Source organism: Bradyrhizobium cytisi (genome assembly GCF_008123515.1).
Lineage (GTDB): Bacteria > Pseudomonadota > Alphaproteobacteria > Rhizobiales > Xanthobacteraceae > Bradyrhizobium > Bradyrhizobium cytisi.
On record NZ_VSSR01000008.1, the window covers coordinates 122,796 to 146,068 of the forward strand.

25 protein-coding genes are annotated in these 23,273 nt (G+C 63.5%); 23 read left to right on the top strand and 2 right to left on the bottom strand.

All coding sequences use genetic code 11. The features are described from left to right. Positions 1 to 335 precede the first annotated feature (335 nt). The 17 genes from FXB38_RS04700 (at position 336) to FXB38_RS04780 (ending at position 14,589) form a co-directional block, all read left to right on the top strand. The gene (locus FXB38_RS04700; protein ID WP_148749600.1) at positions 336 to 1,034 is read left to right on the top strand and encodes a ParB/Srx family N-terminal domain-containing protein; all 699 of its coding nucleotides are present in this window, start codon (positions 336 to 338) and stop codon (positions 1,032 to 1,034) included. Continuing rightward, the gene (locus tag FXB38_RS04705) at positions 1,031 to 1,885 is read left to right on the top strand and encodes a Mom family adenine methylcarbamoylation protein (protein ID WP_187434660.1); all 855 of its coding nucleotides are present in this window, start codon (positions 1,031 to 1,033) and stop codon (positions 1,883 to 1,885) included. Before FXB38_RS04700 ends, FXB38_RS04705 begins: the two co-directional genes overlap by 4 nt. Then, positions 1,803 to 2,273 (top strand): phage terminase small subunit P27 family, encoded by a 471-nt coding sequence (locus FXB38_RS04710; RefSeq protein ID WP_187434661.1) that lies wholly within the window; start codon positions 1,803 to 1,805, stop codon positions 2,271 to 2,273. The genes FXB38_RS04705 and FXB38_RS04710 overlap by 83 nt, the downstream gene beginning before the upstream one ends. Continuing rightward, a complete protein-coding gene (locus FXB38_RS04715) occupies positions 2,251 to 3,837 on the top strand; it encodes a terminase large subunit (RefSeq protein ID WP_246229664.1) in 1,587 nt (528 codons plus the stop codon). Before FXB38_RS04710 ends, FXB38_RS04715 begins: the two co-directional genes overlap by 23 nt. A gap of 90 nt (positions 3,838 to 3,927) precedes the next feature. Then, positions 3,928 to 4,236 carry an HNH endonuclease gene (locus FXB38_RS04720; RefSeq protein WP_148749602.1) on the top strand — a complete coding sequence of 103 codons (309 nt, stop codon included), beginning with the start codon at positions 3,928 to 3,930 and terminating at the stop codon, positions 4,234 to 4,236. A 12-nt stretch (positions 4,237 to 4,248) separates the two neighbouring features. Then, positions 4,249 to 4,644: a hypothetical protein gene (locus FXB38_RS04725; RefSeq protein WP_148749603.1), complete on the top strand. Its 396-nt coding sequence runs from the start codon at positions 4,249 to 4,251 to the stop codon at positions 4,642 to 4,644. 4 nt (positions 4,645 to 4,648) lie between these two features. After that, positions 4,649 to 5,047, top strand: coding sequence for a hypothetical protein (locus tag FXB38_RS04730; protein ID WP_148749604.1), 399 nt, complete (start codon positions 4,649 to 4,651; stop codon positions 5,045 to 5,047). A 51-nt stretch (positions 5,048 to 5,098) separates the two neighbouring features. Further along, positions 5,099 to 7,216 carry a phage major capsid protein gene (locus tag FXB38_RS04735; protein WP_148749605.1) on the top strand — a complete coding sequence of 706 codons (2,118 nt, stop codon included), beginning with the start codon at positions 5,099 to 5,101 and terminating at the stop codon, positions 7,214 to 7,216. A 28-nt stretch (positions 7,217 to 7,244) separates the two neighbouring features. Continuing rightward, positions 7,245 to 7,583, top strand: a complete 339-nt coding sequence (locus FXB38_RS04740; RefSeq protein ID WP_148749606.1) for a hypothetical protein — start codon at positions 7,245 to 7,247, stop codon at positions 7,581 to 7,583. A 1-nt stretch (position 7,584) separates the two neighbouring features. Continuing rightward, on the top strand, positions 7,585 to 9,036 hold the full coding sequence (locus FXB38_RS04745; protein ID WP_148749607.1) for a phage portal protein: 1,452 nt from the start codon (positions 7,585 to 7,587) through the stop codon (positions 9,034 to 9,036). After that, on the top strand, positions 8,993 to 10,621 hold the full coding sequence (locus FXB38_RS04750; RefSeq protein ID WP_187434662.1) for a collagen-like domain-containing protein: 1,629 nt from the start codon (positions 8,993 to 8,995) through the stop codon (positions 10,619 to 10,621). Before FXB38_RS04745 ends, FXB38_RS04750 begins: the two co-directional genes overlap by 44 nt. Further along, complete coding sequence (locus FXB38_RS04755; RefSeq protein ID WP_148749609.1) at positions 10,621 to 11,262, top strand: hypothetical protein; 642 nt, start codon at positions 10,621 to 10,623, stop codon at positions 11,260 to 11,262. The genes FXB38_RS04750 and FXB38_RS04755 overlap by 1 nt, the downstream gene beginning before the upstream one ends. Next, positions 11,255 to 11,629 carry a hypothetical protein gene (locus tag FXB38_RS04760; protein ID WP_148749610.1) on the top strand — a complete coding sequence of 125 codons (375 nt, stop codon included), beginning with the start codon at positions 11,255 to 11,257 and terminating at the stop codon, positions 11,627 to 11,629. Before FXB38_RS04755 ends, FXB38_RS04760 begins: the two co-directional genes overlap by 8 nt. Next, the gene (locus tag FXB38_RS04765) at positions 11,620 to 11,976 is read left to right on the top strand and encodes a head-tail joining protein (protein ID WP_148749611.1); all 357 of its coding nucleotides are present in this window, start codon (positions 11,620 to 11,622) and stop codon (positions 11,974 to 11,976) included. The genes FXB38_RS04760 and FXB38_RS04765 overlap by 10 nt, the downstream gene beginning before the upstream one ends. A gap of 3 nt (positions 11,977 to 11,979) precedes the next feature. Then, positions 11,980 to 12,633 (top strand): hypothetical protein, encoded by a 654-nt coding sequence (locus tag FXB38_RS04770; RefSeq protein ID WP_148749612.1) that lies wholly within the window; start codon positions 11,980 to 11,982, stop codon positions 12,631 to 12,633. Continuing rightward, positions 12,630 to 12,980 (top strand): hypothetical protein, encoded by a 351-nt coding sequence (locus FXB38_RS04775; RefSeq protein ID WP_148749613.1) that lies wholly within the window; start codon positions 12,630 to 12,632, stop codon positions 12,978 to 12,980. The genes FXB38_RS04770 and FXB38_RS04775 overlap by 4 nt, the downstream gene beginning before the upstream one ends. 34 nt (positions 12,981 to 13,014) lie before the next feature. Next, positions 13,015 to 14,589 (top strand): phage tail sheath C-terminal domain-containing protein, encoded by a 1,575-nt coding sequence (locus FXB38_RS04780; protein ID WP_148749614.1) that lies wholly within the window; start codon positions 13,015 to 13,017, stop codon positions 14,587 to 14,589. Positions 14,590 to 14,801: 212 nt separating this feature from the next. On the opposite strand, the gene FXB38_RS04785 is transcribed toward FXB38_RS04780, so the two are convergent. Next, the gene (locus FXB38_RS04785) at positions 14,802 to 15,599 is read right to left on the bottom strand and encodes a response regulator (protein WP_148749615.1); all 798 of its coding nucleotides are present in this window, start codon (positions 15,597 to 15,599) and stop codon (positions 14,802 to 14,804) included. Positions 15,600 to 15,603: 4 nt separating this feature from the next. Then, the gene (locus FXB38_RS04790) at positions 15,604 to 16,320 is read right to left on the bottom strand and encodes an alpha/beta fold hydrolase (RefSeq protein WP_148749616.1); all 717 of its coding nucleotides are present in this window, start codon (positions 16,318 to 16,320) and stop codon (positions 15,604 to 15,606) included. A 168-nt stretch (positions 16,321 to 16,488) separates the two neighbouring features. Here FXB38_RS04790 and FXB38_RS04795 point away from each other — a divergent pair, with 168 nt between their 5' ends. From FXB38_RS04795 to FXB38_RS04825, 6 genes are all read left to right on the top strand, one after another. Next, positions 16,489 to 17,325, top strand: coding sequence for a winged helix-turn-helix transcriptional regulator (locus FXB38_RS04795; RefSeq protein WP_187434663.1), 837 nt, complete (start codon positions 16,489 to 16,491; stop codon positions 17,323 to 17,325). Positions 17,326 to 18,583: 1,258 nt separating this feature from the next. Next, entirely contained in the window at positions 18,584 to 18,949 is a 366-nt protein-coding gene (locus FXB38_RS04805) for a phage tail tube protein (protein ID WP_128941060.1), read from the top strand. After that, positions 18,946 to 19,380, top strand: a complete 435-nt coding sequence (locus FXB38_RS04810) for a phage tail assembly protein (RefSeq protein ID WP_148749619.1) — start codon at positions 18,946 to 18,948, stop codon at positions 19,378 to 19,380. Before FXB38_RS04805 ends, FXB38_RS04810 begins: the two co-directional genes overlap by 4 nt. A gap of 163 nt (positions 19,381 to 19,543) precedes the next feature. After that, positions 19,544 to 22,060, top strand: coding sequence for a CHAP domain-containing protein (locus tag FXB38_RS04815; RefSeq protein ID WP_148749620.1), 2,517 nt, complete (start codon positions 19,544 to 19,546; stop codon positions 22,058 to 22,060). Then, the gene (locus tag FXB38_RS04820; RefSeq protein WP_148749621.1) at positions 22,057 to 22,608 is read left to right on the top strand and encodes a DNA circularization N-terminal domain-containing protein; all 552 of its coding nucleotides are present in this window, start codon (positions 22,057 to 22,059) and stop codon (positions 22,606 to 22,608) included. The genes FXB38_RS04815 and FXB38_RS04820 overlap by 4 nt, the downstream gene beginning before the upstream one ends. Continuing rightward, positions 22,605 to 23,273, top strand: coding sequence for a hypothetical protein (locus tag FXB38_RS04825; RefSeq protein ID WP_148749622.1), 669 nt, complete (start codon positions 22,605 to 22,607; stop codon positions 23,271 to 23,273). Before FXB38_RS04820 ends, FXB38_RS04825 begins: the two co-directional genes overlap by 4 nt.

A 23,273-nucleotide genomic window follows, 5' to 3' on the forward strand; every position in this document is an offset into this window, starting at 1 on the left:
CCCTAACCCACTGATGACATGGAGGAATATCCTTCTACGGGGCGGGGGGCTACCTGCGAACTGTTGGCGCGAAGCATCCGAGCGCTGGCGGCGCTCCAAAATTAGCGGCTGCAAATTGGAAAAATGGTTAGAGACGAAAGTTCTCGACCGTTAAAATCCAGCAATTTCAAAAGCTTCACCCGAATTGCCCGCTTCGGCCCGAACAGCTAGCCGGGACCCGCTCCACTAACTTGTACATCAGAACGGCCCTATTTTCCGCATCAAGATACCGCGTAGAACTTCCTTCTCAACGCCAAAAGCGCTGCATTTTCAGGGGCTTGACCACAGGAGCCGAAATGGCGCTCGCGCACAAAAGGCCTGTTTTCCCCAACGAAAACAGCTCATTCGCGGAGTCCGAAATCGCCAAATACTGGCCTGCCGATGCCGTCGAGCGCCGCCCCCTTGCGGAGCTGATCCCGAGCGCACGCAACGCTCGCCAGCATTCCGACGAGCAGATCGAGGAGATCGCGGCCTCGATGGCCGAGTTCGGCTGGACCATGCCGGTCCTGATAGACGAGGAAGGGTCTGTCATAGCTGGGCACGGGAGGTTGCTGGCTGCGGCGCTGTTAGGCTTCGATCAGGCGCCGACGATGGTAGCTCGCGGCTGGTCGGACGCGCAGAAGCGGGCCTATCTGATCGCCGATAACAAGCTCACCATGAACGCGAGCTGGGATGAGGCGCTGCTGCGCGTCGAGCTGGGCGATCTGGCGCAGTTGGGCATGGCCGATCTGACCGGCTTCAGCGAGACCGAGCTGCGCGAGTTCGGCATCGGCGTCGAAGGCCTCGGCGGCATGCCGGTGCTTGCGGATGGCGAGCGCTCGCCCTTTCAGCAGATGACCTTCATCCTGCATTCGGCGCAGGCCGACACTGTATCGACGGCGATTGAGCGCGCATCGGCGGCGCTCGGGCCGCCTGCGGAGGATGCAGAGAACAAAAACCAGAACGGCAATGCGCTCGCAGAAATTTGCCGCTGCTACCTGGGCGCTCTCCATTGACCAGCGCGAAAGAGATCGAGGTCCGCCCCATCGCCAAGCGCGATGCAGATGCGCTGATCAAGCGCGTGCATTACAGCGGCAAGGTGGTCCGCAATTCGACGCTATCGCTCGGCGTCTTTCTGCGCGGCCAGCTCGAAGGCGCAATGCAATTCGGCCCGAGCCTGCAGAAGTCGAACATCGTCGGGCTGGTGCGCGAGACCGGATGGAACGGTTTCCTCGAATTGAACCGGCTGGCCTTCACCGACATCCTGCCGCGCAATTCGGAGAGCCGCGCGCTCGGCATCGCGCTGCGCATGATCCGCAAGCACTACCCGCATATCGAGTGGATCGTGAGCTTCGCCGATGCCTGCCAATGCGGCGACGGCACGATCTATCGCGCGGCGGGCTTTATCCTGACCGCGATCAAGGTCAACAAGGACCTGCACATCGCCGAGGACGGCAGCGTCGTCCACAAGATGAGCCAGATCACGGGCAAGGACCGGCTGAAGCATTTCGCGGCAACGGGCGGCAGATGGCGCGGCACCGGCAAGACGCTCGAAGGCTACACGCTGCGCTACATCTACTTTCTGAACCCTGCCGCGCGCTCTCGGCTTGTCGGCGAAGAGCTGCCCTTCAGCGCGATCCAGTCGAAGGGCGCGGCCATGTATCGCGGCGTGCGTGGGAAGCAGGCGATGGCTGGGTACCACCCAGTACAGCGACGGAGCAGCACCGATCCCCACGCTCCGGCGACCGAAGAGAGGACTGACGATGAAACCCGGAAAGCGTCCGTTGCCGACGCATCTGAAATTGCTTCGCGGGAATCCAGGCCAGCGCCGGCTGCCAGACGAGCCGCAGCCCGAGCAGCTTCCTGATGTCCCCGAGCCGCCGCCCTTCATCACCGGGTATGCCGCCGATGAATGGTGGAGCACCGGCACCGAGCTGCATCGCCTCGGCCTGCTCACCAAGGTCGATGTGCCCGCGCTCGCCGCCTATTGCTACAGCTATGGGCAGTGGCGCATGGCCGCCGAGGCGCTCGGGCGGATGCAGGCTGGCGATCCGGTGATGCATTCCATGATCGTCAAATCGAAGTTCGGCGAGGCCGTGCAGAATCCGCTGGTCTCGATCGTGCGCAAGCACGCTGGCGATGTCGTCCGCTTCGCAGCGGAGTTCGGCCTGACGCCTGCCGCGCGCAGCCGCATCAGCGCGGGCATCCACGGCGACAATTCGCAGAGCAAGTTTGCCGGACTCCTCGCAGGTTAAGCGGACGCCTGACGGCAGACGCCGCGCCCTGGCGGTCATCAAATTCATCGAACGCCTGACCGTGCCCAGCGGGCACGGCATGGGCAAGCCGTTCAAGCTGGAGCCGTTCCAGAAGCTCTTCATCCGCGCAATCTATGAGCCGCATCTCGGGCTGCGCCGCGCAGTGCGCCGCGCGATCCTCTCGATGGCGCGGAAGAACGGCAAGACCGCCTTGATCGCCGCCATCGTGCTCGCGCATCTGGTCGGCCCCGAGGCCGTCGTGCATGGCGAGATATACTCGGCGGCGAATGATCGCGATCAGGCCGCCATCGTCTACAAATTCGCCCGCCAGATGGTCGAGCTGGAGCCCGAGCTGGCGAGCGAGATCGATCTGGTGCCATCGACCAAGACCATGGTGGCGCGGCGCACCGGCTCGGTCTATCGCGCGATCAGCGCCGAGGCAGGCACCAAGCACGGCTATCTGCCGAGCCTCGTGATCTATGACGAGCTGGCGCAGGCGAAAAACCGCGATCTCTATGACGTGCTCGATACCAGCTTTGGCGCTCGCGACGAGCCGCTCTTTATCGTGATCTCGACGCAGAGCAACGATCCCGAGCACATCATGAGCAAGCTGATCGATGACGGGATCAGCGGCATCGATCCGGCTATCGTCTGCAATCTTTACGCCGCCGATGAGGATTGCGAGCTGGGCGACGAGGCGCAATGGAAGAAGGCAAACCCGGCGCTCGGCAAATTCCGCGATCATGAGGACCTCGCCACCGCGATCCGCAAGGCGATCCGCATGCCCGCCGAGGAGCCGAAGGTCCGCAACCTGTTCCTCAATCAGCGCGTCTCGCCGCACGCCTCGCTGATCAGCCGCGCCGAGTGGATGGCCTGCGCGGGCGGCATCGAGCTGCAGGATGACGAGGAGGTCTATCTCGCGCTCGATCTCTCCAGCGTGGCCGATCTCACCGCGCTGTTGGTCGGCACAGTCGCCGATCCCTGCCGCGTGCTGCCGTTCTTCTGGAAGCCGCGCGAGCATCTGATCGAGCATTCGAGCCGCGACTTTGGATCGGGATCGCATCGCTACAGCGAGTGGGCCGATGCCGGTCATCTCAAGATCAGTCCAGGCAAGAGCATCAACCCGGAAGTGATCGCCCTCTTCATCGCCGAGCTGACGCAGCGCTTCAAGGTCAAGGGCATGGCCTATGACCGCTGGCGCATCAACGACATCCTGCGCGAGTTCGACCGCATCGGCCTGCAGGCTTATGAGGACAACGAAAAAGGCGGCGATGGCCTGCGGCTGGTGCCTTGGGGCCAAGGCTTCAAGGATATGGGGCCCGCTATCGATGCGCTGGAGCTGGCCGTGATGGATCGCCAGCTGGTGCATCCGAACAATCCGGTGATGAACTGGAATATGGCAAACGCGGTCGCGACGATGGACCCTGCTGGCAATCGCAAGCTGGACAAGGACAAGGCGCGCTTCCGCATCGATGGCGCGCAGGCGCTCGGCATGCTGCTCGGGCTGCGCTCGCGGGATCGCAACAAGAACAAGCCCATCGATATCGAAGCGCTGATCGGATGAGCCTCTTCAATGGCGGCAGCAACCGGCCGTGGATTGTGAGCTTCGCGCTGGCCTCGCTGCTTCTGGCAATCCTGATCGTGGTGCTGATTCATGCGTGAGGCATGGGCTCATTTTTACGACACCGCCTTCTGGCAGCGCCGCAGGCGGCAGCAGCTACTCGCGCATCCGCTCTGCAAATACTGCGCGAGCGACGGCGCGGTGACGCCCGCCAGCCATGCCGATCATGTCGAGCCGCACCGCGGCGACTGGAATCTGTTCTGCCTCGGCGAGCTGCAGAGCCTCTGCGCCAGCTGCCACAACTCGAAGAAGCAGAGCGACGAAGCGCGCGGTTACACCACGCTGGTCGACGACGACGGCTGGCCGACCGATCCGAAGCATCCTGCAAATCGCCATCGCTGAAGGGAGAGCATCATGCCGCTGATCATTGTAGACGGGCCGACCATTGCCGCCGGCGAATCGCTTTCAGATGGCGCGGACTGCTCCTCGGGCACCATCGTGCGCATCACCGTGCCGCAGGAGTTCACCCCCGCCAATCTGACTTTTCAGGTCTCCTCGGACGGCAACTTCTACAATGATCTGTTCGCCGCCAACGGCGAGGAAATCACCGTCGTCGCCAAGGGCTCAACCGGCATCGTCGTTGCCGAGGCTTGGACCAAATCGATCAACTTCATCAAACTCAGATCGGGCACGCGCAACCATCCCGTCGCGCAACAGGTCGATTGCAAATTTGCGATAGCGGTCGAAGCCGAGGGCGCGGCTGTTGCCGCCGCAGGCCATAACGAGCCGACGCGGGAAGCCGGGAGATGAGGCATTGCCGATTCTGCAGTGGCGTTGCGCGCATGGCGAGGCACCAGCTGTCACGCTGGCTTGCGCGGAAACCGTCGAGCTTGCTCCCGTTGATGAGAGTGTCGACTCGAATGTCGTCCACATCACAGGCAAGGGCAGCATCTTCTCCTTCGGCAAAGCGCCGCCCGTCCTGAAGCGCGTTCTCTTCGAGGCCGGCATCACGCTGGAGCACTCGCCCGGGCTGCAGCTGCTCTGCTGCGTCCGCCGCAGGATCACCGTGCCGTCCATCGGCCTCTATGCCAGCGACGGCTTTGGCCATTGGAGCGAAGTGCATTTCACCGAGACCGGCGCGCGGGAGCTATCGCGGCGGCTCGACAAGATCGAGCAGCGCCTGGACGAGATCGAGCGCCGCCTAGAGCTCTGAAGCAATGGACCATCAAACGCACCCAATCTGCGCCCTGCGGGAGGAGCTGTCATGCGCCCACGCACCAAGCAATCTGCACAGCGCCAAGACATCGAGCCGGAGGATGACGAGAGCTATTCCGACTTCATGGACCGTTGCACCGATGAGATCGGCGACGAGGACGTCTGCCAGATCATCTGGGACAACCGCGCTGCTGAAGGTGTCAGGCACAAGACCCATGCGGCAAAGGTCAACGGCTTCGAGTTCGTGCTGTCGGATGAGACGCCGGATCGCATGGACGACATCATCATGTCCGATGGCTGGCAGCTCTCCAACTTCAAGAAAAATCCAATCGCGCTGTTCGGTCACCAAAGCAGCTTCCCGATTGGCACGTGGAAAACTGTCCGCGTCGTAGACAAGCAGCTGCGCGGTGTTCTTGAGCTGGCCCCGCTGGGGACTTCGGAGCGCATCGACGAAATCAGGCGTCTGGTCGAGGCTGACATCCTGCGTGCCGTCAGCGTGGGCTTCCGGCCCATCGAGACCAAGCCGCGCGAGGAAACTGACTGGGGCGTGTTCTTCACCAAAGCCGAGCTGGTGGAAACCAGCGTGGTGTCGGTGCCAGCAAATCCGAACGCGCTGGCAGTGGCCAAGTCTCTGAACATCTCACCTGCGACCATCGATCTCGTCTTTGCCGGGAAAGGCACCAAGGGCGGCATCCAACGGCGTGGGCTCACTGGCGGGCAAGCCTCCACATCATCGCTAGTTCGAAAGGGCACGACTATGTCGTTTGCTCAGAGGATCACTGCTGCCGAGCAGCGGCTCGTCGCATTCCGCGACCAGCTCGCCGCACATTGGGAAACGACCGACGAAACGGACGTCAGCGACGAAGCGATCAAGATCGCCGACGAGATCAACCAGAACATCGCGCGTGAAGAGCGCACGCTTGCGGCGCTGCGCGACACCGAGAGGCATCTCGGCGCAACGTCCGACGACGCAGGCTCCCGCGCCGTCGTAATTGCTCGCACAAACAACGGTCAGCTGGTCAGGCCTCACGCCGAGCCGGTTCGCCCGTTCGCGCTGCCGAAGAAGAAGATCGAGCCGCAGGAGCTGCTCGTTCGCATGGGCGTGGTGCAGCTGCTCCAGCATCAGACCAAGAAGCCGCTCGATGTCGTGATCCGCGAAGTCTATGGCGACGATGAAACCCTCCCCGCCATGTTCGATTGGATGAGCAAGGCGGCGACTGCGCCAGCTGCGACCAACGTGGTCGGCTGGGCTCAGGAGCTGGTCCAGCAAATCTATGTCGCGTTCATGGAAACCCTGATGCCGAAGTCGGTCTATCCCCGGCTTTCCGGCTACGGGCTCAGCCTGTCCTTCGGCACCAGCGGCAAGATCGTGATCCCGACGCGCTCACTGACGCCGACCATTGCGGGCTCCTTCGTCGGTGAAGGCCTGCCGATCCCCGTTCGTCAGGGCGCATTCACGTCGCAGACCCTCACGCCAAAAAAGATGGCCGTGATCACCACTTGGACCCGAGAGATCAACGAGCACAGCGTGCCCGCCATTGAGGGCCTGCTGCGCACGGCGATCCAAGAGGATACCGCGATCTCGCTCGATACCGTGCTACTCGACAGCAATCCGGCAACTGTGGTTCGCCCTCCCGGCATCCTCAACGGGGTGGTCGGTCTGACGCCCACAGCAGGCGGCGGCTTCAATGCGCTGGTCGGCGATATCAAGCAGATCAGCGGCGCGCTGCTCACCGGCACGCGCGGCAACGTCCGCACGCCGGTCTGGCTGATGAACCCGCAGCAGGTCAACAGCATCGGCCTCGTCGCGGCTCCCGGCATGGGCATCTTCCCGTTCCGCGAGGAAGTTGCTGCAGGCCAGCTCGGCGGCTGGCCGATCATCGACTCGGGCACCGTGCCGCTCGGCACCGTGATCGCGCTCGATGCCGCTGACTTCGTGACGGCGGGCGGCGATGCACCGCGGTTCGAGATGAGCGACCAGGCCACGCTGCATTTTGAGGACACCACGCCTCTCGACATCGGCACGGCAGGCACGCCGCCCGTTGTCGCTGCTCCGGTGAAGTCGCTGTGGCAGACCGACAGCCTCGCGCTGCGCCTCATCCTACCGATCAACTGGACGATCCGCCGCACTGGCGTCGTCGCCTACGTTGCTGGCGTGACTTGGTAATTGGCGCAGGAAAAACAGGAGAAGCAGAATGGTTGACCATCAAGAGCACCGCCACGATACCAAGCAGCACGAAGAAGCAACGCGCAAGCGGCTCGCCGACGAGAAGGCGCACCGCGAGAAGCAGCAGGCCGCAGCGCGCGAGGCCTCTGCCAACGTGAAGCCGACGCCGACGCAGCAGGAGAATGACCTCGCTGCATCGGGGGTGAAGGTTGATCTGGAGCCGGACGGCTCACCGGAGCAGCCGCCCCCGCCCGACCCGCCGCCCGTCGAAGGTGGCGTGACGCGCTCGCGGCAAGTCGAAGCCGACAGGAACCGCCAAGGCTATTCGACGCGAGCCCAGCAGCCCGCTGACAGCACCAAGACGTAGAATGGACGATGCTGCCATCAAGCCGCGCTATCGCATCAAGGCGGGTCGAAGCTTTCCGCTTGCGCTGAAAGCAGAGGGCGAGCCGCATGCGGGCCCGTGGATGCTACCGATCAGCGGCGGCTGGCTGCCTGCCGAAGTCGGCAACAGCATCAACTGGTGGCAGAACGGCTACAGCGTCGTCGGGCCCTCCTCGCAATCTGCCATGGTAGAGGCTTGCGTCTCGGCCTATGCGCAGACCGTCGCGATGCTCCCCGGCGATCACTGGCGGCTAAACAGCAAGAACGGGCGAGATCGGATCACAAACTCCGCGCTCGCCCGCATCCTCCGCCATCCGAATGAATACCAGTCCATCAGCGACTTCATGCTGAACGCGAGCCGCAGCCTGTACCTGCAGGGAAATTGCTATGCGCTGGCGCTGCGCAATTCCCGCTATGAGATCGATGAGCTGCATCTGATGGACCCTTGGCTGAGCTATCCTCGGCTCGCGTCCACGGGCGACGTGTTCTATCAGCTCCTCGGCAATGACATCGTCGACAAGCGGCTTGGTCCTGAGCCGCTGATCGTCCCGCAGCGCGATGTGCTGCACATCAGGCTGCACACCGTGCGCCAGCGCTATCCTGTCCCGCTGATCGGCGAGTCGCCTATCGTATCGGTCTACGGCGACATCGGCGTGGGCAGCGCCATCGCCGCGCAGCAGCTCAAGTTCTATCTCAATGAGGCTCGGCCCTCGGCGGTGCTCTCGACCGATCTGCAGCTCGACAAGGATCAGGTCCAGGCGCTGCGGGATCGTTGGAACGAGCAGGCCAAGGGCCTGCATCAGGGCGGCACGCCGATCCTCACCGCAGGCCTGAAGGTGCAGCCATGGTCGCAAGGCAGCAAGGATGCCGCGACCGCCGACATGCTGAAGCTCACGAACGAGCACATCGCGCTCGCCTTTCGCATCCCGCTGCAGGTCCTCGGCCTCGGCGGCAACAACCTTTCATCGACCGAGCTGCTGATGTCGAGCTGGTATTCGACCGGCCTCGGCTTCGCGCTCAACCACATCGAAGAAGCAATCGGCTTTCTCTTCAACCTGAAGGGTCAGCCCGACGAATACGTCGAGTTCGATACGGAAGCGCTGCTGCGTTCGGCTCTGAAGGACCGCATTGAGGCACTGGCGCGGGGCGTTCAGGGCGGCATCTTCGCGCCCAATGAGGCCCGGCAGAGAGAGGGCCTCGACTCCGTCGAATTCGGAGATGAGCCGCGCGTCCAGCAGCAGGTCGTCCCATTGAGCGCAGCCGAGGGAATCCCCTCCGCGCCAGCCGCTCCGTCAGCGCCGCCAGCGGCTGCTGCTGGTGCCGACGCGAACAAGCCACCGCCTTCAGAAAAGGGCGACCGCGATGCGATCCAACGCGAAGTCAGAAACCTCTTTGCCTGCGCCGACCGGATTGGCCGCCGAAGAATTACTGCTTGACGCATGGCGCGAGGCGCTGGGCGAGGCGCTCGACAGCGAGCGCAAGCAATGGGCCCGGCAGCGCGAGCTGATCGAGGCGCAGACGACGGCGGCGATCCTGAAGCTGCAGGCCGAAGTGGTCGAGGCGCGATCGGCGCTGATGAGCTTTGCGAGGGATCAGCTCGAAGCCCTGCAGCGGCAGGTCAGCGCGCGGCTGGCCGAGCTGCGGGATGGCAAGGACGGCGATCCGGGGCCCGCTGGCGAGCGTGGCGAGGCTGGGGAGCCCGGTGAGCGTGGCGAGGCTGGCGCAGCGGGCGAGCGCGGCGAGCGCGGCCCGCGGGGCCCGCGCCGTGAGCAAGGACTACAGGGCGAGCGGGGCGAAGCTGGAGAGCGCGGCGAGGCTGGCGCAGCTGGAGAGCGCGGCGAGCAAGGCCCGCAAGGCCCGCGCGGTGAGCAAGGACTACAGGGCGAGCGTGGTGAGGCTGGCGAGCGCGGCGAGGCTGGCGCAGCTGGAGAGCGCGGCGAGCAAGGCCCGCAAGGCCCACAGGGCGTGCGCGGCGAGCAAGGATTACAGGGCGAGCGTGGTGAGGCTGGCGAGCGCGGCGAGGCTGGCTCAGCTGGAGAGCCCGGCGAGCATGGCCCGCAAGGCCCGCGCGGTGAGCAAGGATTACAGGGCGAGCGTGGTGAGGCTGGCGAGCGCGGCGAGACTGGCGCAGCTGGAGGACGCGGCGAGCATGGCCCGCAAGGCCCACAGGGTGTGCGCGGGGAGAAAGGATTACAGGGCGAGCGTGGTGAGGCTGGCGAGCGAGGCGAGCCTGGCGCAGCTGGAGAGCGCGGCGAGCAAGGCCCGCAAGGCCTGCAGGGCGAGCAAGGGTTACAGGGTGAGCGGGGCGCAGCTGGAGAGCGAGGCGAAGATGGCAAGCAAGGCGAAAAAGGCGAAGCGGGCGAGCACGGCGAAAAAGGCGAGCAAGGCAAAAAGGGAGAGCCGGGCGAGCCGGGTCCTGCGGGAGATCAAGGTCTCCCCGGTGGAAAGGGCGAGCAAGGCGAGCGCGGGCTACCGGGACAGGATGGCGAGACCGGCGCGACGGGCGCACCGGGGCGGCTGAGCGCAGCGAAGCGCTTTGAGGAAGGTGCCGTCCATTACGAGGGCGATATCGTCCTCCACATGGGCAGCACCTATCAAGCGAATTGCGACACCGCGCGGACGCCGCCGCATGAAGACTGGCAGCTGATCGCCGCTAGAGGCCGCGATGCCGTGATGCCGAAGATCATGGGCACATATCGCGATGGCGAGGCCTATGCCTTCCTCAACATCGTCGCGCTGCAGGGCTCCAGCTTCATCGCACGCATTGACGATCCCGGGCCGTGTCCAGGCGAAGGCTGGCAGCTGATCGCGAGCGCAGGCAGGCAGGGCAAGCAGGGACCAGATGGCCAGCGCGGGCCGCAAGGCGAGCGCGGTGAGCGCGGCCATCCCGCCGCGATCATCACCGGCTGGCAGATCGACCGGGCGGCCTATACCGCGACGCCGATCATGTCCGATGGCAGCGAGGTCGAGCCGCTGCAGCTGCGCGAACTCTTCGAGCAATTCCATGACGAGGCCGGCTGATGGCTGACATCTGGGTGAAAGTGCTGCAGCCAGCCGAGAGCTATGCGCTGCTGACGCTTGATGAGCTGAAGGTCATCCTCGGCATTTCGCCGAGCGATACCAGCGAGGATGCCCAGCTGCAGATGTGGATCGACCACTATAGCGATGTGGTCGCCACCATGTGCAATCGGGTGTTTGCGAAAGAGACGGTCGCCGAGACATGGCGCGGCGATAGCATGCCTTTCGATTGTCCCCGGCTCTTCCTCACCCACTATCCGGTCGCCGATGCCGATATCGAAAGCGTCGAGAGCCCGCGCGGCAGCATGGTCGGTGCTTCGGCTTATGAGGTCGAGAATGGCTCGGGCAAGCTGCGGATCGACGGCATATGGTCCGAGCCGGTCACCGTGACGTACACGGGCGGCTATGATCTGCCCGAGGAAGCGCCGCTGGCCTTGAAGCAGGCGACGGCGCTCCTGATACAGGCCGCGCGTCACCAAATGACGCTGGCGGCTGTGAGCGGCATCAAGTCGATCACGCATCGCGAAAGCCGCGTGCAGTTCATGGACCCCAACACTGCGATGAAGAGCAATAGCGGCGCGCTCGCCCAGGCGGGCGAGACCGTCAGCGGGCTGCTAACGGCTTACATGCGGTATTATGTTTAGCCTCGAGGTCGAGGGCACTGAAGTGCTCAGCGCCAAGATCGCGAAGATGCAGGCCCCGCTCTCCGAGCTGCCGATCACCGTGCCGCAGGAAATGGAAGCGTGGCAGCGCGATGACATGCATCGCAAATATCCGAACACGGACACCTCGACGGGCAGCAATGAAGTGACCACGAGCACCAGCATCTGGCCGCGCTCGCGGCAGCCTTCCAAGGATCAGCATCACAAGCATCAGGGGCCGAAGCAGTATCGCCCCGTCAAGCGCGGGCCCGTGGTGCGGAGCAATCGCCCGATCCTGCGCTCCGAGCTGCTGACCCGGCTTTGGGAGCGCATGCGCGCACTCGCATCCGAGGCAATGACATGGCCGTGAATCTCGATGTGCTGCTGCAAGGCCCGATCTTCGATTTTTGGGCGGTGCCCGTCACGTTCAGGCCGCTGGCCTCGCAGCCGGGCCAGCCTGACTATCAGGGGCGCGGTATCCTCAACACCTACAGCCTCGATGTTGCGGGACTCGACGGCTCGATCATCTCCGACCAGCGCACCATTCTCGACATCCGCGAAAGCGAGTTCGCGGTGCTGCCCGAGCAGAACGATCACTGCGTCATCCCGTTTGACTGCAACAAGGTGCCGCGCGGCGAGTACCAGATCGTGGATGCATCGAGCGACGGCGGCGGCCAGACCATGCTGACGATCCGCAAATATGAAACCATCATGTGAGCCATGGGCATCACCGACGCGCAGTCGTTCTCGCTGGTGATCCGCGACGTATTTTTCGATGCTCTGGCGGGCGATCCATTTTTCGCCAACTACACCATGCGCAAGACCAAGATGCTGAGCGTGCAGCATCAGCTGCTGCCTTACCTCGGGGTCTACATCATCGACGAGATCATGCTGCCGGATGGCGATGCCAACGCGGGCATGATCCGGTTCAGCCACACGCTGCGCATCGGTTTCTCGGCGGTGGTGGCGAACAATGATCAGGTCGCCGCCGAGCTGCAGATCAACGCTGCGTGGTGGCGCATCATGCAGCGGCTCTGGCCCGATCAGTACATCATGAACCTGATCGACACGATGAACCCGCACACCGGGACCGACAATCCCGACAACACCATCATCGAGGGGATCACGCGCGGCGCGGTGAGATACGTATACGGGGCGACCGCGCTAAACAACGAAACGCCGCTCGCCGAGATGCAATACGACGTCTCGATCTTCTTCCGCACCACATGGCCGCCGATCATCACGGACGATCTCGCAGAGATCGATGTGACCACCGTTGTCGGCGACGAGCCGTATGACCAGCGCCTGCCGGTCCAGAGCAAGTATCTGTTCGACATCTCCAGAAGGCCAGCAAAGAAGGGACCACGACAATGACCGGAGAACGCAAGGGCCTGAGCAAGGCCTCGTTGAAAGGGCTGCGCTCGAAGCAGCGCATGGAAGTGATGCGGCAGGCTGCAGTTGCGCCGGGCGTTCGGGTCGTCCCCGCCAATGATGACGTGCGCCGCCTGATGAAGCATCCGCACGCGGGAGGCTTCCCCGAAAGCGGCGCGACAACGTGGCCCGAGGATCGCTTCACCAAGCGTAGGCTTGCCGATGGCGCGGTGACGCGCGAGGAGCCGCCGCCCGAAGGTGAAGGCGCAGCACGCCAGCGCGATCAGCGGGAGCAATCGCGGCATCGCGTCGAGCCCCCCACCAAAGCAGAACCCAAGGACGCCGCCTGATCGGGCGGCGTTTTGCTTTTGACAGGAGGCATCAATGCCGATCAGCTTTGCCAACATTCCCGCCAACATCAAAGTGCCGCTCTACTGGGTCGAAGTCGATCCGTCGATGGCTGGCCTGCCGACGATCAATCTGCGAGCGCTGCTGGTCGGTGTCGCGACCGCTGATGCAGAAGCGCCGATGGATATTGCGCGCCCGATCGGCAGCCAGGCGCAGGCCGATCTCGCGTTCGGTCAGGGCTCCGAGCTGGCGCGGATGTTCAAGGCCTTCTTCGCCAACAACTTCGCCAACGAAGTGTGGGGCCTGCCGCTCGCCGAGCCCGCTGCCGCCGCAGCCGCGACCGGCACAATCGGCATCACCGATGCGCCGACCGCCGCAGGCACCATCCACCTGTACATCTCGGGCGAGCATATCCCGATCAACATCGCCACCACCGACACCACCGGAGACATCGCCGCCGCCATTGCTGACGCGATCAACGCTCAAGTGGACTTGCCGGTGACCGCTGCGGTCAGCGCCGTCGGCGGATCGGATGTCGATCTGACCTCGACCTTCAAGAGCATCAACGCCAACGACATCAGCGTGATGCTGAACTATTTCGGCAGCAGAGGCGGCGAGCAGACCCCGCCTGGGCTAGGCATCACGCTGCCAGCGACCGGCTTCCTCACTGCAGGCACCGGCACGCCGGTCTTCGACAACGCGATCATGAACCTCGGAGAAGAGCCTTTCGAGTACGTCGCGATGCCGTACACCGACAGCAACTCGCTGTTCGACTGGGATCAGGAATATGGCTTCACCGACATGGGCCGCTGGGGCTGGCAGCGCCAGCTGTTCGGCCACATCTTCTCGGCCAAGCGCGGCACCTATGCCGATCTGCTCACCTTCGGCGATGCGCTCAACAGCCCCGTCGAATCGATTATGGCCTTCGAGGTCGCCTCGCCTTCGCCCTCCTATGAGTGGGCGGCGGCCTATGCCGCGAAGGCACAGCGCGCCCTGATCAACGATCCGGCTCGCCCGCTGCAGGCCCTGACCCTGAACGACATCAAGGCGGCTGATGTTCATCAGCGCTTCGACTTCGTGGAGCTGAACTCGCTGGCATCGACCGGCCTCGCGATCCAGAAGATCGGCGGCGACAATCAGCCCATGATCGCGCGGGAGCAGACCACCTATCAGGTCAATCTCTACGGCCAGCCCGATGACGCCTATGAGCTGGTGACGACGCTCGCAACGCTCGCCAAGCTGCTGCGCAACCAGAAGCACGCGGTAACCTCGAAGTATCCGCGCCACAAGCTGGCGAATGACGGGACCAAGTTCGGCGCCGGTCAGGCCATCGTCACCCCCGGCATCATCAAGGGCGAGCTGATCGCGCAGTATCAGCAGGATATGTACAACGGCCTCGTCGAGGACCTCTCCAACTTCAAGCGCTATCTGCTGGTCGAACGCGATCCCAACGACCCCAACCGCGTCAACGTCCTCTATCCGCCCGACCTGATCAACCAGCTGCGCATCTTTGCGGTGCTGGCGCAGTTCCGGCTGCAATACGACCGAGGCGTTGACACCCAGATGATCGGACCCACGCAGCCGCCGTTCAACGCGGCGTCGGGTGCCTAGGGTGCGTACGCATCAATTTGAGCTTGATGGGTGCGCCTTGACCAATGCCTGCTATGCCCCGATAGCGACCAAGTTCCGCAGCGGAGCGAAATGACGCGATGGGCCAGAAACGGAAGTGAAGCGACGCGCGCTTACGGCAGTGCCATCCCGGTTGACCGTGCTGGGCGCAAGGTCCGCTTCGGATACAAGCGTGAAGCGGCTTGCCCTGACCATTAGCGATTTTGCGGGATGGTGCGCCAATCCGCCCAACGGCTTTGTTCGACGGGAATGGCAAAGACATAACCGACGCCGCGTTCTGTCTTGATGACACGTGGCGCCTTCGGGTCTGCCTCCAGTTTGTGCCGCAGCCGCAGCACCTGAACGTCGATGCTGCGATCGAAGATATCTTCGTGGAGCCGGGTCGCCTGCAACAGATACTCGCGCGAGAGTGGCCGCTCCGGCGCATCGAGGAAGGCCTGCAGCAGGGCGTACTCGCCCTTGCTGAGGGTAACCGGTCGTTCCTGCGGATCGAGCAGGCGCCGGCTGCGACGATCAAGCCGCCATCCGCCGAACTTGTACGCGCCCCGCTCTCCGTCGCGGCTGCGCAAGGACCATCCGTTTTCACGGCGCCGCAGCACGGCGCGAAACCGGGCATACAATTCGCGGATACCGAACGGCTTGGTGAGATAGTCGTCGGCACCAAGTTCAAGCCCGACCACACAGTCAACTTCATCGCGGGAACGGCCTGTCAGAATAACGACCGGTACGTCCGAACGGGAACGAATTTCCCGGAGCAGATCGAGCCAATTGTCCTGGCCGAGGTGCAGGTCGAGAATGATTGCGCTTGTGTCCCCGCCGGCTAGTTGACGGGCCACCGCCGAGCGGCCCATCGCCGAGACGGTCTGGATGCCATGCTGCCCGAAATAATCCGAGATCAGGTGCCGGACCGCCGGATCGTCATCCACGACAAGGACGTGGCCCGAGTTGCAGTCGGTGGCGACGATGCGGCTGGACTCGACCTTGGTCAGCATGTGATCAGGCCTCCGCATGGCTGCTGCGGCCCTGCAGCAGCAGGGCCGTGAGTTCATTGGGCATGTCGAGCATCACATCATGCCCACATGCAAGCTCCTCCCGCCACCAGCCGCGCTCTCCTGCCTTGGCGTAAAACTGGCCGAAAGGACCTTCAAAGCCACGCGCCAGAATGTATCCGATAGTTGCGATGCTGTCGCAGGCCCCGCTGATCTGCGCCGGCGCTTCAAGACTGGACAGCGGGTGCATCGTGCACTGGCGGTCCACCCAGGCGGCGTCTGCCGCATTGACCGCGAAGGCCGACGCGGGTCTCGGCGGAACTCTCCAGCCATCGCCATGGGCCACAGCCAGTTTCCGGTCGCCCTCACCGTTGTCGGGCAGGTAGTCGAAAAGGGTTTTGCCGTTCTCGGGAACGAAGGCGTCGAGATAGATGAGCGAGCGAATCCGGTCCGGCATCCGGTCGGCGACGTGGCGTGCGACGAAGCCGCCGTAGGAATGTCCGACCAAGACGACGTCGCGTAGGTTCTCCCAAATCATGAGATTGGCCACATCGGCGATATGGGTGTCGAGGCCAACGTCGCGGCTCAAGAGATGGGAGCGTTCGCCGACACCCGTTAGCGTCGGCGTGAACACCCCGTGCGCTCCAGCCGCCAGTAGGCGACGCACGCGTGCCCAGCACCAGCTACCATGCCACGCGCCGTGGATTAGGACGTAATCGGTCATTGCGGGTTACTCCTTGCGATATCGGCGCCGCGACGCGAGGCGACCTGAACGTGAAACGAACGATGCTGCACATCGCTGCGTCGCGCCGACATGTGGACGGGGCGCCTCGCTCTGCCAAGTCTGTTTTTCGGACTGGCAATTCCGGCCGCCGGTGACTACATCGGACACATGTCAGCAAGCTATGGTCAGTTCTGCCCGATCGCGAAGGCATCAGAGATCTTCGCCACCCGCTGGACGCCGCTCATCGTGCGCGAACTGATGACTGGCGTGCACTCCTTCAACGACATCCATCGCGGCCTGCCGCTGATTTCCCGGGCCGTCCTGATCGCGCGACTGCGTGAGCTCGAGGACCATGGTGTGATTGAACGCCGGCCGCGCGGCGCCGAGGGCGCCGGCCACGACTACTGGCTCACGCCTGCTGGCGACGGCTTGCGCGTGGTAATGCACGCGCTCGGCCAGTGGGGAATGACCTACACCCACGACCGGATCAAACGTTCCGATCTTGATCCCGCCCTCTTGATATGGGGATTGCGCAAACGTGTGGATCTGAGCTCGCTGCCGGATCGGCGCGTCGTCTTGCGTTTCGAATTTTCAGGCGTGCCGGCGAGCCGCACGAAATTTCGAATCATGTGGCTCATCCTCGGACGATCCGGCGTCGACGTCTGCATGAAGGACCCGGGATTTGCCATCGATCTTACGCTTCGCGGCAATATTCGTGACTACGTCGAAGTCTATCTTGGCCACACGAATTGGCGCGACGTGGCCGGCACTGCGCTGCAGCTCGATGGCGATCTGCAGATTGCAAGAGCATTTCCTGTCTGGCTGCGATTTGAAACGGTAAACGGCCTAAATGCTCCAGCCCCGCATTTGTCTGCTGGGCCTGCTTCCGTTCAGACCGATCATTCGGATCGGCTGCCGTCCGACCCCAGCGGAATGCGGGCTCGATCGTCCGGCGGCCCGCGCGCGACAGATCGCAGGCGTGCATATGATGCGCCTCCACGGTAGTGCCGTCCTTGGCTCGGTGCGTCTATCCAGCAAAGATGCGCGGACCAGCCCGACCTCAAGTTCCTCCGAGGACCGCTCCGGGTCATGAACGACGAATCGCGCCCGTGACGGCTCCTTTCCGGTGTACCTCCGAAAGCCGACTATGGAGATAAGCCTCCCGACCGTCGCGAAGGGCCAATGACAGACAGTAGCCTGCGGGCCGTGGTGCAGGAGCGGCCCGTCCGGGTCATCCGGATGAAGGATCGATAGCCTGGAATCGACAAGTCGACGCTTATGCACGCGGTACGATCCGAAAAATCGGACTACCAACTTGTTGGCGTACGCCAGACCCTCCAGTGCGTCGGCCAAATCAAGATCGGCTCATCGGCCCAAGCATTGTACCAAACCCCCAATTTTCGGCGGCATGGAAAACGCAGTGGCGCAACGCCAGTCTTATCGAGTTCGCCGACTTCTAAATCGCAATCTTCCGGCGCGAATTGGATGGGTAGCCACGGCACGGCTCCGCACGACATCTCGCACCTAGAAGGGGCGTGTCACTAATGCCGCCACGCGTCTCTGGAAGCCACTGATCTCTCTGAGCGCATCCCGCCGCTCTGATCCTTCAGGCAGCCGTTGCGCGGCTTCCCATAAGTTCACTAGCAGCCGCGCCATGTCTATCAATTCATTGAATTCGGGCATTCCAACCTCGCGTTGGCTCAATGTTGAGTCCTCTTGTAGGAACGGATCAATGTGAGGGAGGATCGCGGCTTGATGGCGCGATCAGTAAGGGAAGAGAGTAAGTGCAAATAGAAGTATCGATGCAGTTGCCGCCCAAGAGTGCCGACGCAGCAAAAGGTGCTCTTCTCCACTCACGTCGCCTAGCACCGATATCCGTTTTTTACTCATGTCTAATATGAGCATCAGCCAACGACTTCGGCATTTCGCTTGTCATGCAGCTGTCATATTCGAACCGGCGCAATCTGCATGTTGGGCGCTGCCAATGAATGACACAGCAAGCGTACCAGCATGCTTTTCACTCGGGGATTGGGCTGCGATCCTTGGGCCGGAAAACGCCGCTGTGGGTCATTCGCGACCTGGTCGAGCCATCCTCAAGTCCGGCCGGGTCCGCTATGCCGCCGAAAGCGGAAGTAAATTCAGAGCATTAGGGGCTCAGCGATGGGCACATTGCGGGATGGCACCGCCGTGAACGTGATTCAAGCCCCAAAAATGGAGCCTCAAATCATGCGCTATGAACTTAAAGCAAAAGGAGGACTGAGCAATGGCACAGAGAATTGCGGGCATCGCCTTCCTGACCGTGGATGGCAATCAGCTGGCGCTGCGCGGCAACTTCACCGTCAGCCCCTCGCCTGTCGAGCGAACAATGATCGCGGGACAGGACGGCGTGCACGGCTATCAGGAGCTGCCGCGCGTGCCCTACATCGAGGGCGATCTTTCGACGCTCCCCGGCTTCTATCTTGAGGACCTGCTGAACGAGACCGATGTCACGGTGGTCGCGCAGCTCGCCAACCGGATGCAGTACGTGCTGACAAGCGCGACCTGCAAGGGCGGCTTCGAGAACAATACTCGCGACGGTCAGGTCCGCGTGCGCTGGGAAGGCGTGACCTGTGAGGAGGTGAGCCTGTGAACGTGAACCCCAAGCGCGAAGGCTTCGTGGACGAGCAGAAGCCCGAGCCCGAGATCATCTCGCCGACCGGCAAGCGCACCATGCCGCCGCCCGAGATCGAGCCGTCGCCCGCCGAGCTGCCGCCGCTGGATCAGGATGAATGGCCGATCATCGTCAAGATGCTTTACAAGCCGATCCGCAACAACCGCGGCGAGGACATCAAGGAAGTCTCGCTGCGCGAGCCGCGCGCTGGCGACATCAACCGCTACGGCAACCCGATCCGCGTCAATCAGGAAGGCGACGTGATCATCGACGAGCGCAAGATGACCTTCATGATCGCCGCGCTGTCAGGCGTGCTGCCGCCGTTCATCGAAGAGATGGACCCACGCGACTGGAACAGCTGCGCCTATCGGTTGCGGCGTTTTTTTCTTCCCGATCCAGCGGCCTGGTAGGCGGCGAGGAAGAGATCATCCTCGACTGCTACCGGCTGGCGCGCTGGTTTCGCGTCAGCCCCGAAGAGTTCTTGTCGATGCCCCTCGGTGAGGTCGCGCTGCACTTGAGGCGCACGGCGCAGCTGGATCGCGAGCAGCAGGCCGCAGCAACCGATGACGACTGATGGCAACTGAACAGGAAGAACTGCGCTTAACGGTCAATCTGGCCGACAACGCTTCGGCTGGGCTGGCGAAACTGAATGAGGAGATCAAGCAGCTCGGCAGCGGCGCAGGCCAGCAGCACATCGAAAAGTTCAAGCGCGACACCGCTGAGCTGACCGGCAAGGTCAAGCAGATGGGCGGCGAAGTCGAGGGAGCTTTCAAAAATCTCGGCATGCTCCGCACGGGCTTCGCTGCAGGCGCAGCCGGTCTGGCGCTGTTCGGCTTCGAGATCATGCGGCAGAGCAAGGCGCTGATCGAGTATGCCGACAAGATCAGGGAGCTGAACGCAGCGGCCAAGACCATCGGCGTCAACCCCAGCCAATACAAGGACGTGCTGGAGCAGCTGAAGGCCTTCGGCGTTGATGGCGGCAGGGCAGCGGCCAGCCTCGCCAGCGTCTCCGAGAAGATGGCCGACCTGCAGCGCCAAGGCAGCCAAGTCGCGCAGGAGCTGCGCAAGAACGCTGGCCCCGACCGGCAGTCGGAGCAGAACATGGAGGCATATATCCAGCGGCTGCGCACTGCGAAGAGCGAAGCGCAACTGCTCAACACGATCCGCGAAGGCGGCGAGCAGGTCTATCAGAACGCCATCAAGGCGGGCGCAAGCGAGATGGAAGCCGCCAACAGGCGCAACCGCTTCTGGCAGATACAGGGCTATGACGCCGCGCTGGCGCACGCTGGCAAGCTGAAGGAGCTGAGCGCAGCCGAGCAAGCCCGCGCCAATCAACGGCAAAAGGAAGCCGTCGATCTGGCGAACGCATGGGGTCAGGTCACCAACAAATATTCGACGCTGGTCGAGAAGATGCAGCAGCCGTTCGTGCCGTATCTGACGACGGCGCTGAAGATGGCCGAGGGCATGCTCGACAGCATGACCACCAAGCTGGACGCGATTCAGGACAAGAAGCTGCTGCGGCCCGACACCGCCAAGGAAAACATCCAGGAGAAGTTCGGCAAGTTCGGTCTGGGCGGCGCTGGCCCCGACCAGTCATTCGAGAATCGCTGGAGGGATCGCGTCCCGCAGGAGCTGGAGAAGAACACCGACGCCACCAAGGACCTCACCAATCTGCTGCGCGGGCTCGGCGGCGGCGTGCATCCCACCAGCTTCGGCGGCGGGGCGATGGGCGGCGGCGGCATCGTCGCTGCAGCCTATCATCCCGATGGTGGCGGCTTCGCTGGCGGCGGCGGTGCCAGCGTGGGCAGAGCATTCGGCGGCGGCGGCTATACAAATCTGGAAACAGGGTATAGCGGCGGCGGTGGCGGCTCGGGCGGCGGCGGCAAACCTTACGGCAGCTCAACGGGCGGGGCGACCGGGTCACCGGGGCATCCCGGCGATCCGGCCGTGCCTTCGGACATTCTCGCGACGGCGCAGAAGGTCGCGCTGCAAGGCGGCCCCGGTGCCGTCGAGCGCTTCATGGCGGAGAACGGCTATCCGAAGGCGGGCAACTGGTGCGGCGAGTTCGCGGCCTCGGTGGTCAAGTCAGTGGGCGGCACGCCGCCGCAAAATCCCGCCATCGCATCCAACTGGCGCAACTGGGGCACCGAGGTTCAAGACCCGCAGCCGGGAGATGTTGCTGTCAGGCGCGGCGCGCGGACAGGATCGACCGGCAGTCACGTCACCTTTGTCGAGAGCGTCGGCAAGGGCTCGTTCACTGGCCTCGGCGGCAATCAAGGCCGCTGGGAATCGACGCAGCAGACCGGCCGCTATCAGTTCTTTCGCGGCGGCACCACGACCAACGGCGACGTGGCAGGCGGGCAAGCCATCCCTGGTGGCGGCGGCGGCGAGTTTCTGCGCCAGCAACGCGCGCCGCTGACAGCGCAGCTCGAAAACGATCCGCAGCTGAAGAAGGAACTGGCGGCGCTCGGCACCCTTGAGCACGAGGGCGATGCAACCGCAGTTGTCGAAAGCCTGTACAATCGAACCACAGCGATCAACGAGAAGCGAGCGAAGGAAGGCAAGCCGCCGCTCTCGCTGCGCCAGATGATGTACGGCGGTTTCTATGGACCGTCGAAGCAAATTCCGTCGCGGCTCGCACAGCTGGAGCGAGACCCCGCGCGCATGAAGAAGATGATGGGCGCAATCGACGCCGCATCAACCAGCAACCTCCTCAAGGGAGCGACCGATCAGGGCAGCGGCTCCGATCCGAATGTCGCGTGGCAAGGCGGTAAGCTCGTCCGCGATGGCGAAACCTACAACGATTGGGGCGGCGGCGCTGGGCACGAAGGCAACAGGCAGTGGCGGCTGCGGCAGCAAGCAGCCATCGCCGCTGCAGATCGACGGCAGATCGACGGCACTCAGGTCGCCGAGCACAAGGTGACAGGCGACGGCAAGATCAGCGTCGATGTCAACGCGCCGAAGGGCACAAATGTCGGCGCCAAGGGCGGCGGCCTTTTCAAGCGAGTCGAGATCAATCGCCAGACGCAGATGTCTGAAGCGCCCCGCGGACCAAAGGGCAGCTATGCGACGGAGGCCCTGCTGCAATGACCAATATTTTCGATCTGCCTGCAGTCTGGCGCAGGGCGCTGATGCCTGCCTCGTTCAACGGGGCGCGCTTCCATTGCGAAGCCAACAGTCGCGAGAGCGGCCGTCGCATCGTCGAGCATCAGTTTCCAAAAAAAGAACTGCCCTATGCCGAGGACATGGGCCGCGCGGCGCGCGAGTTCTCGGTGCGCGGCTATTGCATCGTCTTTCCCTATGACAGCGAGAACACGCTTTACAGCCGCGACTATCGCCGCGCCCGCGACGAGCTGATCCTGCAGCTTGAAGCCGAGGGCCCCGGCACGCTGCAGCTGCCGACGCAGCCATCGCAGCAGGTGGTCTGCCCGCGCTACCGGATGAGCGAGGAAGAGCGCTTCGGCGGCTACTGCACGTTCGACATGACCTTTCAGGAGTTTGGCCTCGATCCGCAGCAAGTCCCCGGCATCGCGACCGCAGCCGTGCTCGCCCAGGCGAGCAAGGCGCTGCGCGGTCAGGTCGTGCGCGTCCTGTCAGAGCAGCCGCTGCCAGCCCCGAGCGGAGTGATCAACGCATGAAGCGAGCTGAAGCAAATGAGGCCGCGCCGATCGTGGATCGGATGCTGCAGGCGCTGCTCGGCACCGTGCCAGCCAAGGGCCGCCCCGGCTCGGATGCGCGCACGGCCATCGGCGATACCCGCGCCAACGCTTACAAGCTCTGCATCGACGATGCGCTCGGGCCGCCGCTGGACGAATGTTTCGATCTGGCGCGGCAGGCGGGCTCGACCTTCCAGAATCTCAATTACGTGCGCGAGCAGATCGAGCTGGAGCAGCCGGTCGGGCTTGGCGGCACGCTGGTCAGGGACGCTGGTATCCGGCTCTGCCTCGCCACGCAATGCCGCGTGATCGGCAGCATGACATTCGTCAGCAGGCAGGATGTCGCCGAGATCAAAGCCGAGCTGCTGCAGCCGTTTCAGGATGCCGAGGAGATCGCCGCCGACGGCATGGATCAGATGACGTTCCAGATGCTGGTCGCGCTGCACGGCGCAGTGACAAACCATCTGGTCGTGACCGCGCGCCCGCTGCCGCGAATGACCAGCTTCGAGTTCTTCGAGCCGCTGCCATCCTTGGTGATGGCGTATCGGCTCTATGACGATGCCTCTCGCTGCGATGAGCTGCGCGAGGAAAACAAGGTCGTGCATCCGGCATTCTGCCCGAGGCTTGGCCAAGCCCTGTCGGCCTGA

Excerpts from the sequence above, each read along its gene's own strand:
- FXB38_RS04790 (WP_148749616.1), bottom strand. The coding sequence starts at position 16,320 with ATGACCGATTACGTCCTAATCCACGGCGCGTGGCATGGTAGCTGGTGC.
- FXB38_RS04725 (WP_148749603.1), top strand. The coding sequence starts at position 4,249 with ATGCCGCTGATCATTGTAGACGGGCCGACCATTGCCGCCGGCGAATCG.
- FXB38_RS04815 (WP_148749620.1), top strand. The coding sequence starts at position 19,544 with ATGGCAACTGAACAGGAAGAACTGCGCTTAACGGTCAATCTGGCCGAC.
- FXB38_RS04775 (WP_148749613.1), top strand. The coding sequence starts at position 12,630 with ATGACCGGAGAACGCAAGGGCCTGAGCAAGGCCTCGTTGAAAGGGCTG.
- FXB38_RS04825 (WP_148749622.1), top strand. The coding sequence starts at position 22,605 with ATGAAGCGAGCTGAAGCAAATGAGGCCGCGCCGATCGTGGATCGGATG.
- FXB38_RS04755 (WP_148749609.1), top strand. The coding sequence starts at position 10,621 with ATGGCTGACATCTGGGTGAAAGTGCTGCAGCCAGCCGAGAGCTATGCG.
- FXB38_RS04770 (WP_148749612.1), top strand. The coding sequence starts at position 11,980 with ATGGGCATCACCGACGCGCAGTCGTTCTCGCTGGTGATCCGCGACGTA.
- FXB38_RS04820 (WP_148749621.1), top strand. The coding sequence starts at position 22,057 with ATGACCAATATTTTCGATCTGCCTGCAGTCTGGCGCAGGGCGCTGATG.
- FXB38_RS04805 (WP_128941060.1), top strand. The coding sequence starts at position 18,584 with ATGGCACAGAGAATTGCGGGCATCGCCTTCCTGACCGTGGATGGCAAT.
- FXB38_RS04795 (WP_187434663.1), top strand. The coding sequence starts at position 16,489 with ATGTCAGCAAGCTATGGTCAGTTCTGCCCGATCGCGAAGGCATCAGAG.
- FXB38_RS04740 (WP_148749606.1), top strand. The coding sequence starts at position 7,245 with ATGGTTGACCATCAAGAGCACCGCCACGATACCAAGCAGCACGAAGAA.
- FXB38_RS04760 (WP_148749610.1), top strand. The coding sequence starts at position 11,255 with ATGTTTAGCCTCGAGGTCGAGGGCACTGAAGTGCTCAGCGCCAAGATC.
- FXB38_RS04720 (WP_148749602.1), top strand. The coding sequence starts at position 3,928 with ATGCGTGAGGCATGGGCTCATTTTTACGACACCGCCTTCTGGCAGCGC.
- FXB38_RS04745 (WP_148749607.1), top strand. The coding sequence starts at position 7,585 with ATGGACGATGCTGCCATCAAGCCGCGCTATCGCATCAAGGCGGGTCGA.
- FXB38_RS04765 (WP_148749611.1), top strand. The coding sequence starts at position 11,620 with ATGGCCGTGAATCTCGATGTGCTGCTGCAAGGCCCGATCTTCGATTTT.
- FXB38_RS04780 (WP_148749614.1), top strand. The coding sequence starts at position 13,015 with ATGCCGATCAGCTTTGCCAACATTCCCGCCAACATCAAAGTGCCGCTC.
- FXB38_RS04700 (WP_148749600.1), top strand. The coding sequence starts at position 336 with ATGGCGCTCGCGCACAAAAGGCCTGTTTTCCCCAACGAAAACAGCTCA.
- FXB38_RS04735 (WP_148749605.1), top strand. The coding sequence starts at position 5,099 with ATGCGCCCACGCACCAAGCAATCTGCACAGCGCCAAGACATCGAGCCG.
- FXB38_RS04785 (WP_148749615.1), bottom strand. The coding sequence starts at position 15,599 with ATGCTGACCAAGGTCGAGTCCAGCCGCATCGTCGCCACCGACTGCAAC.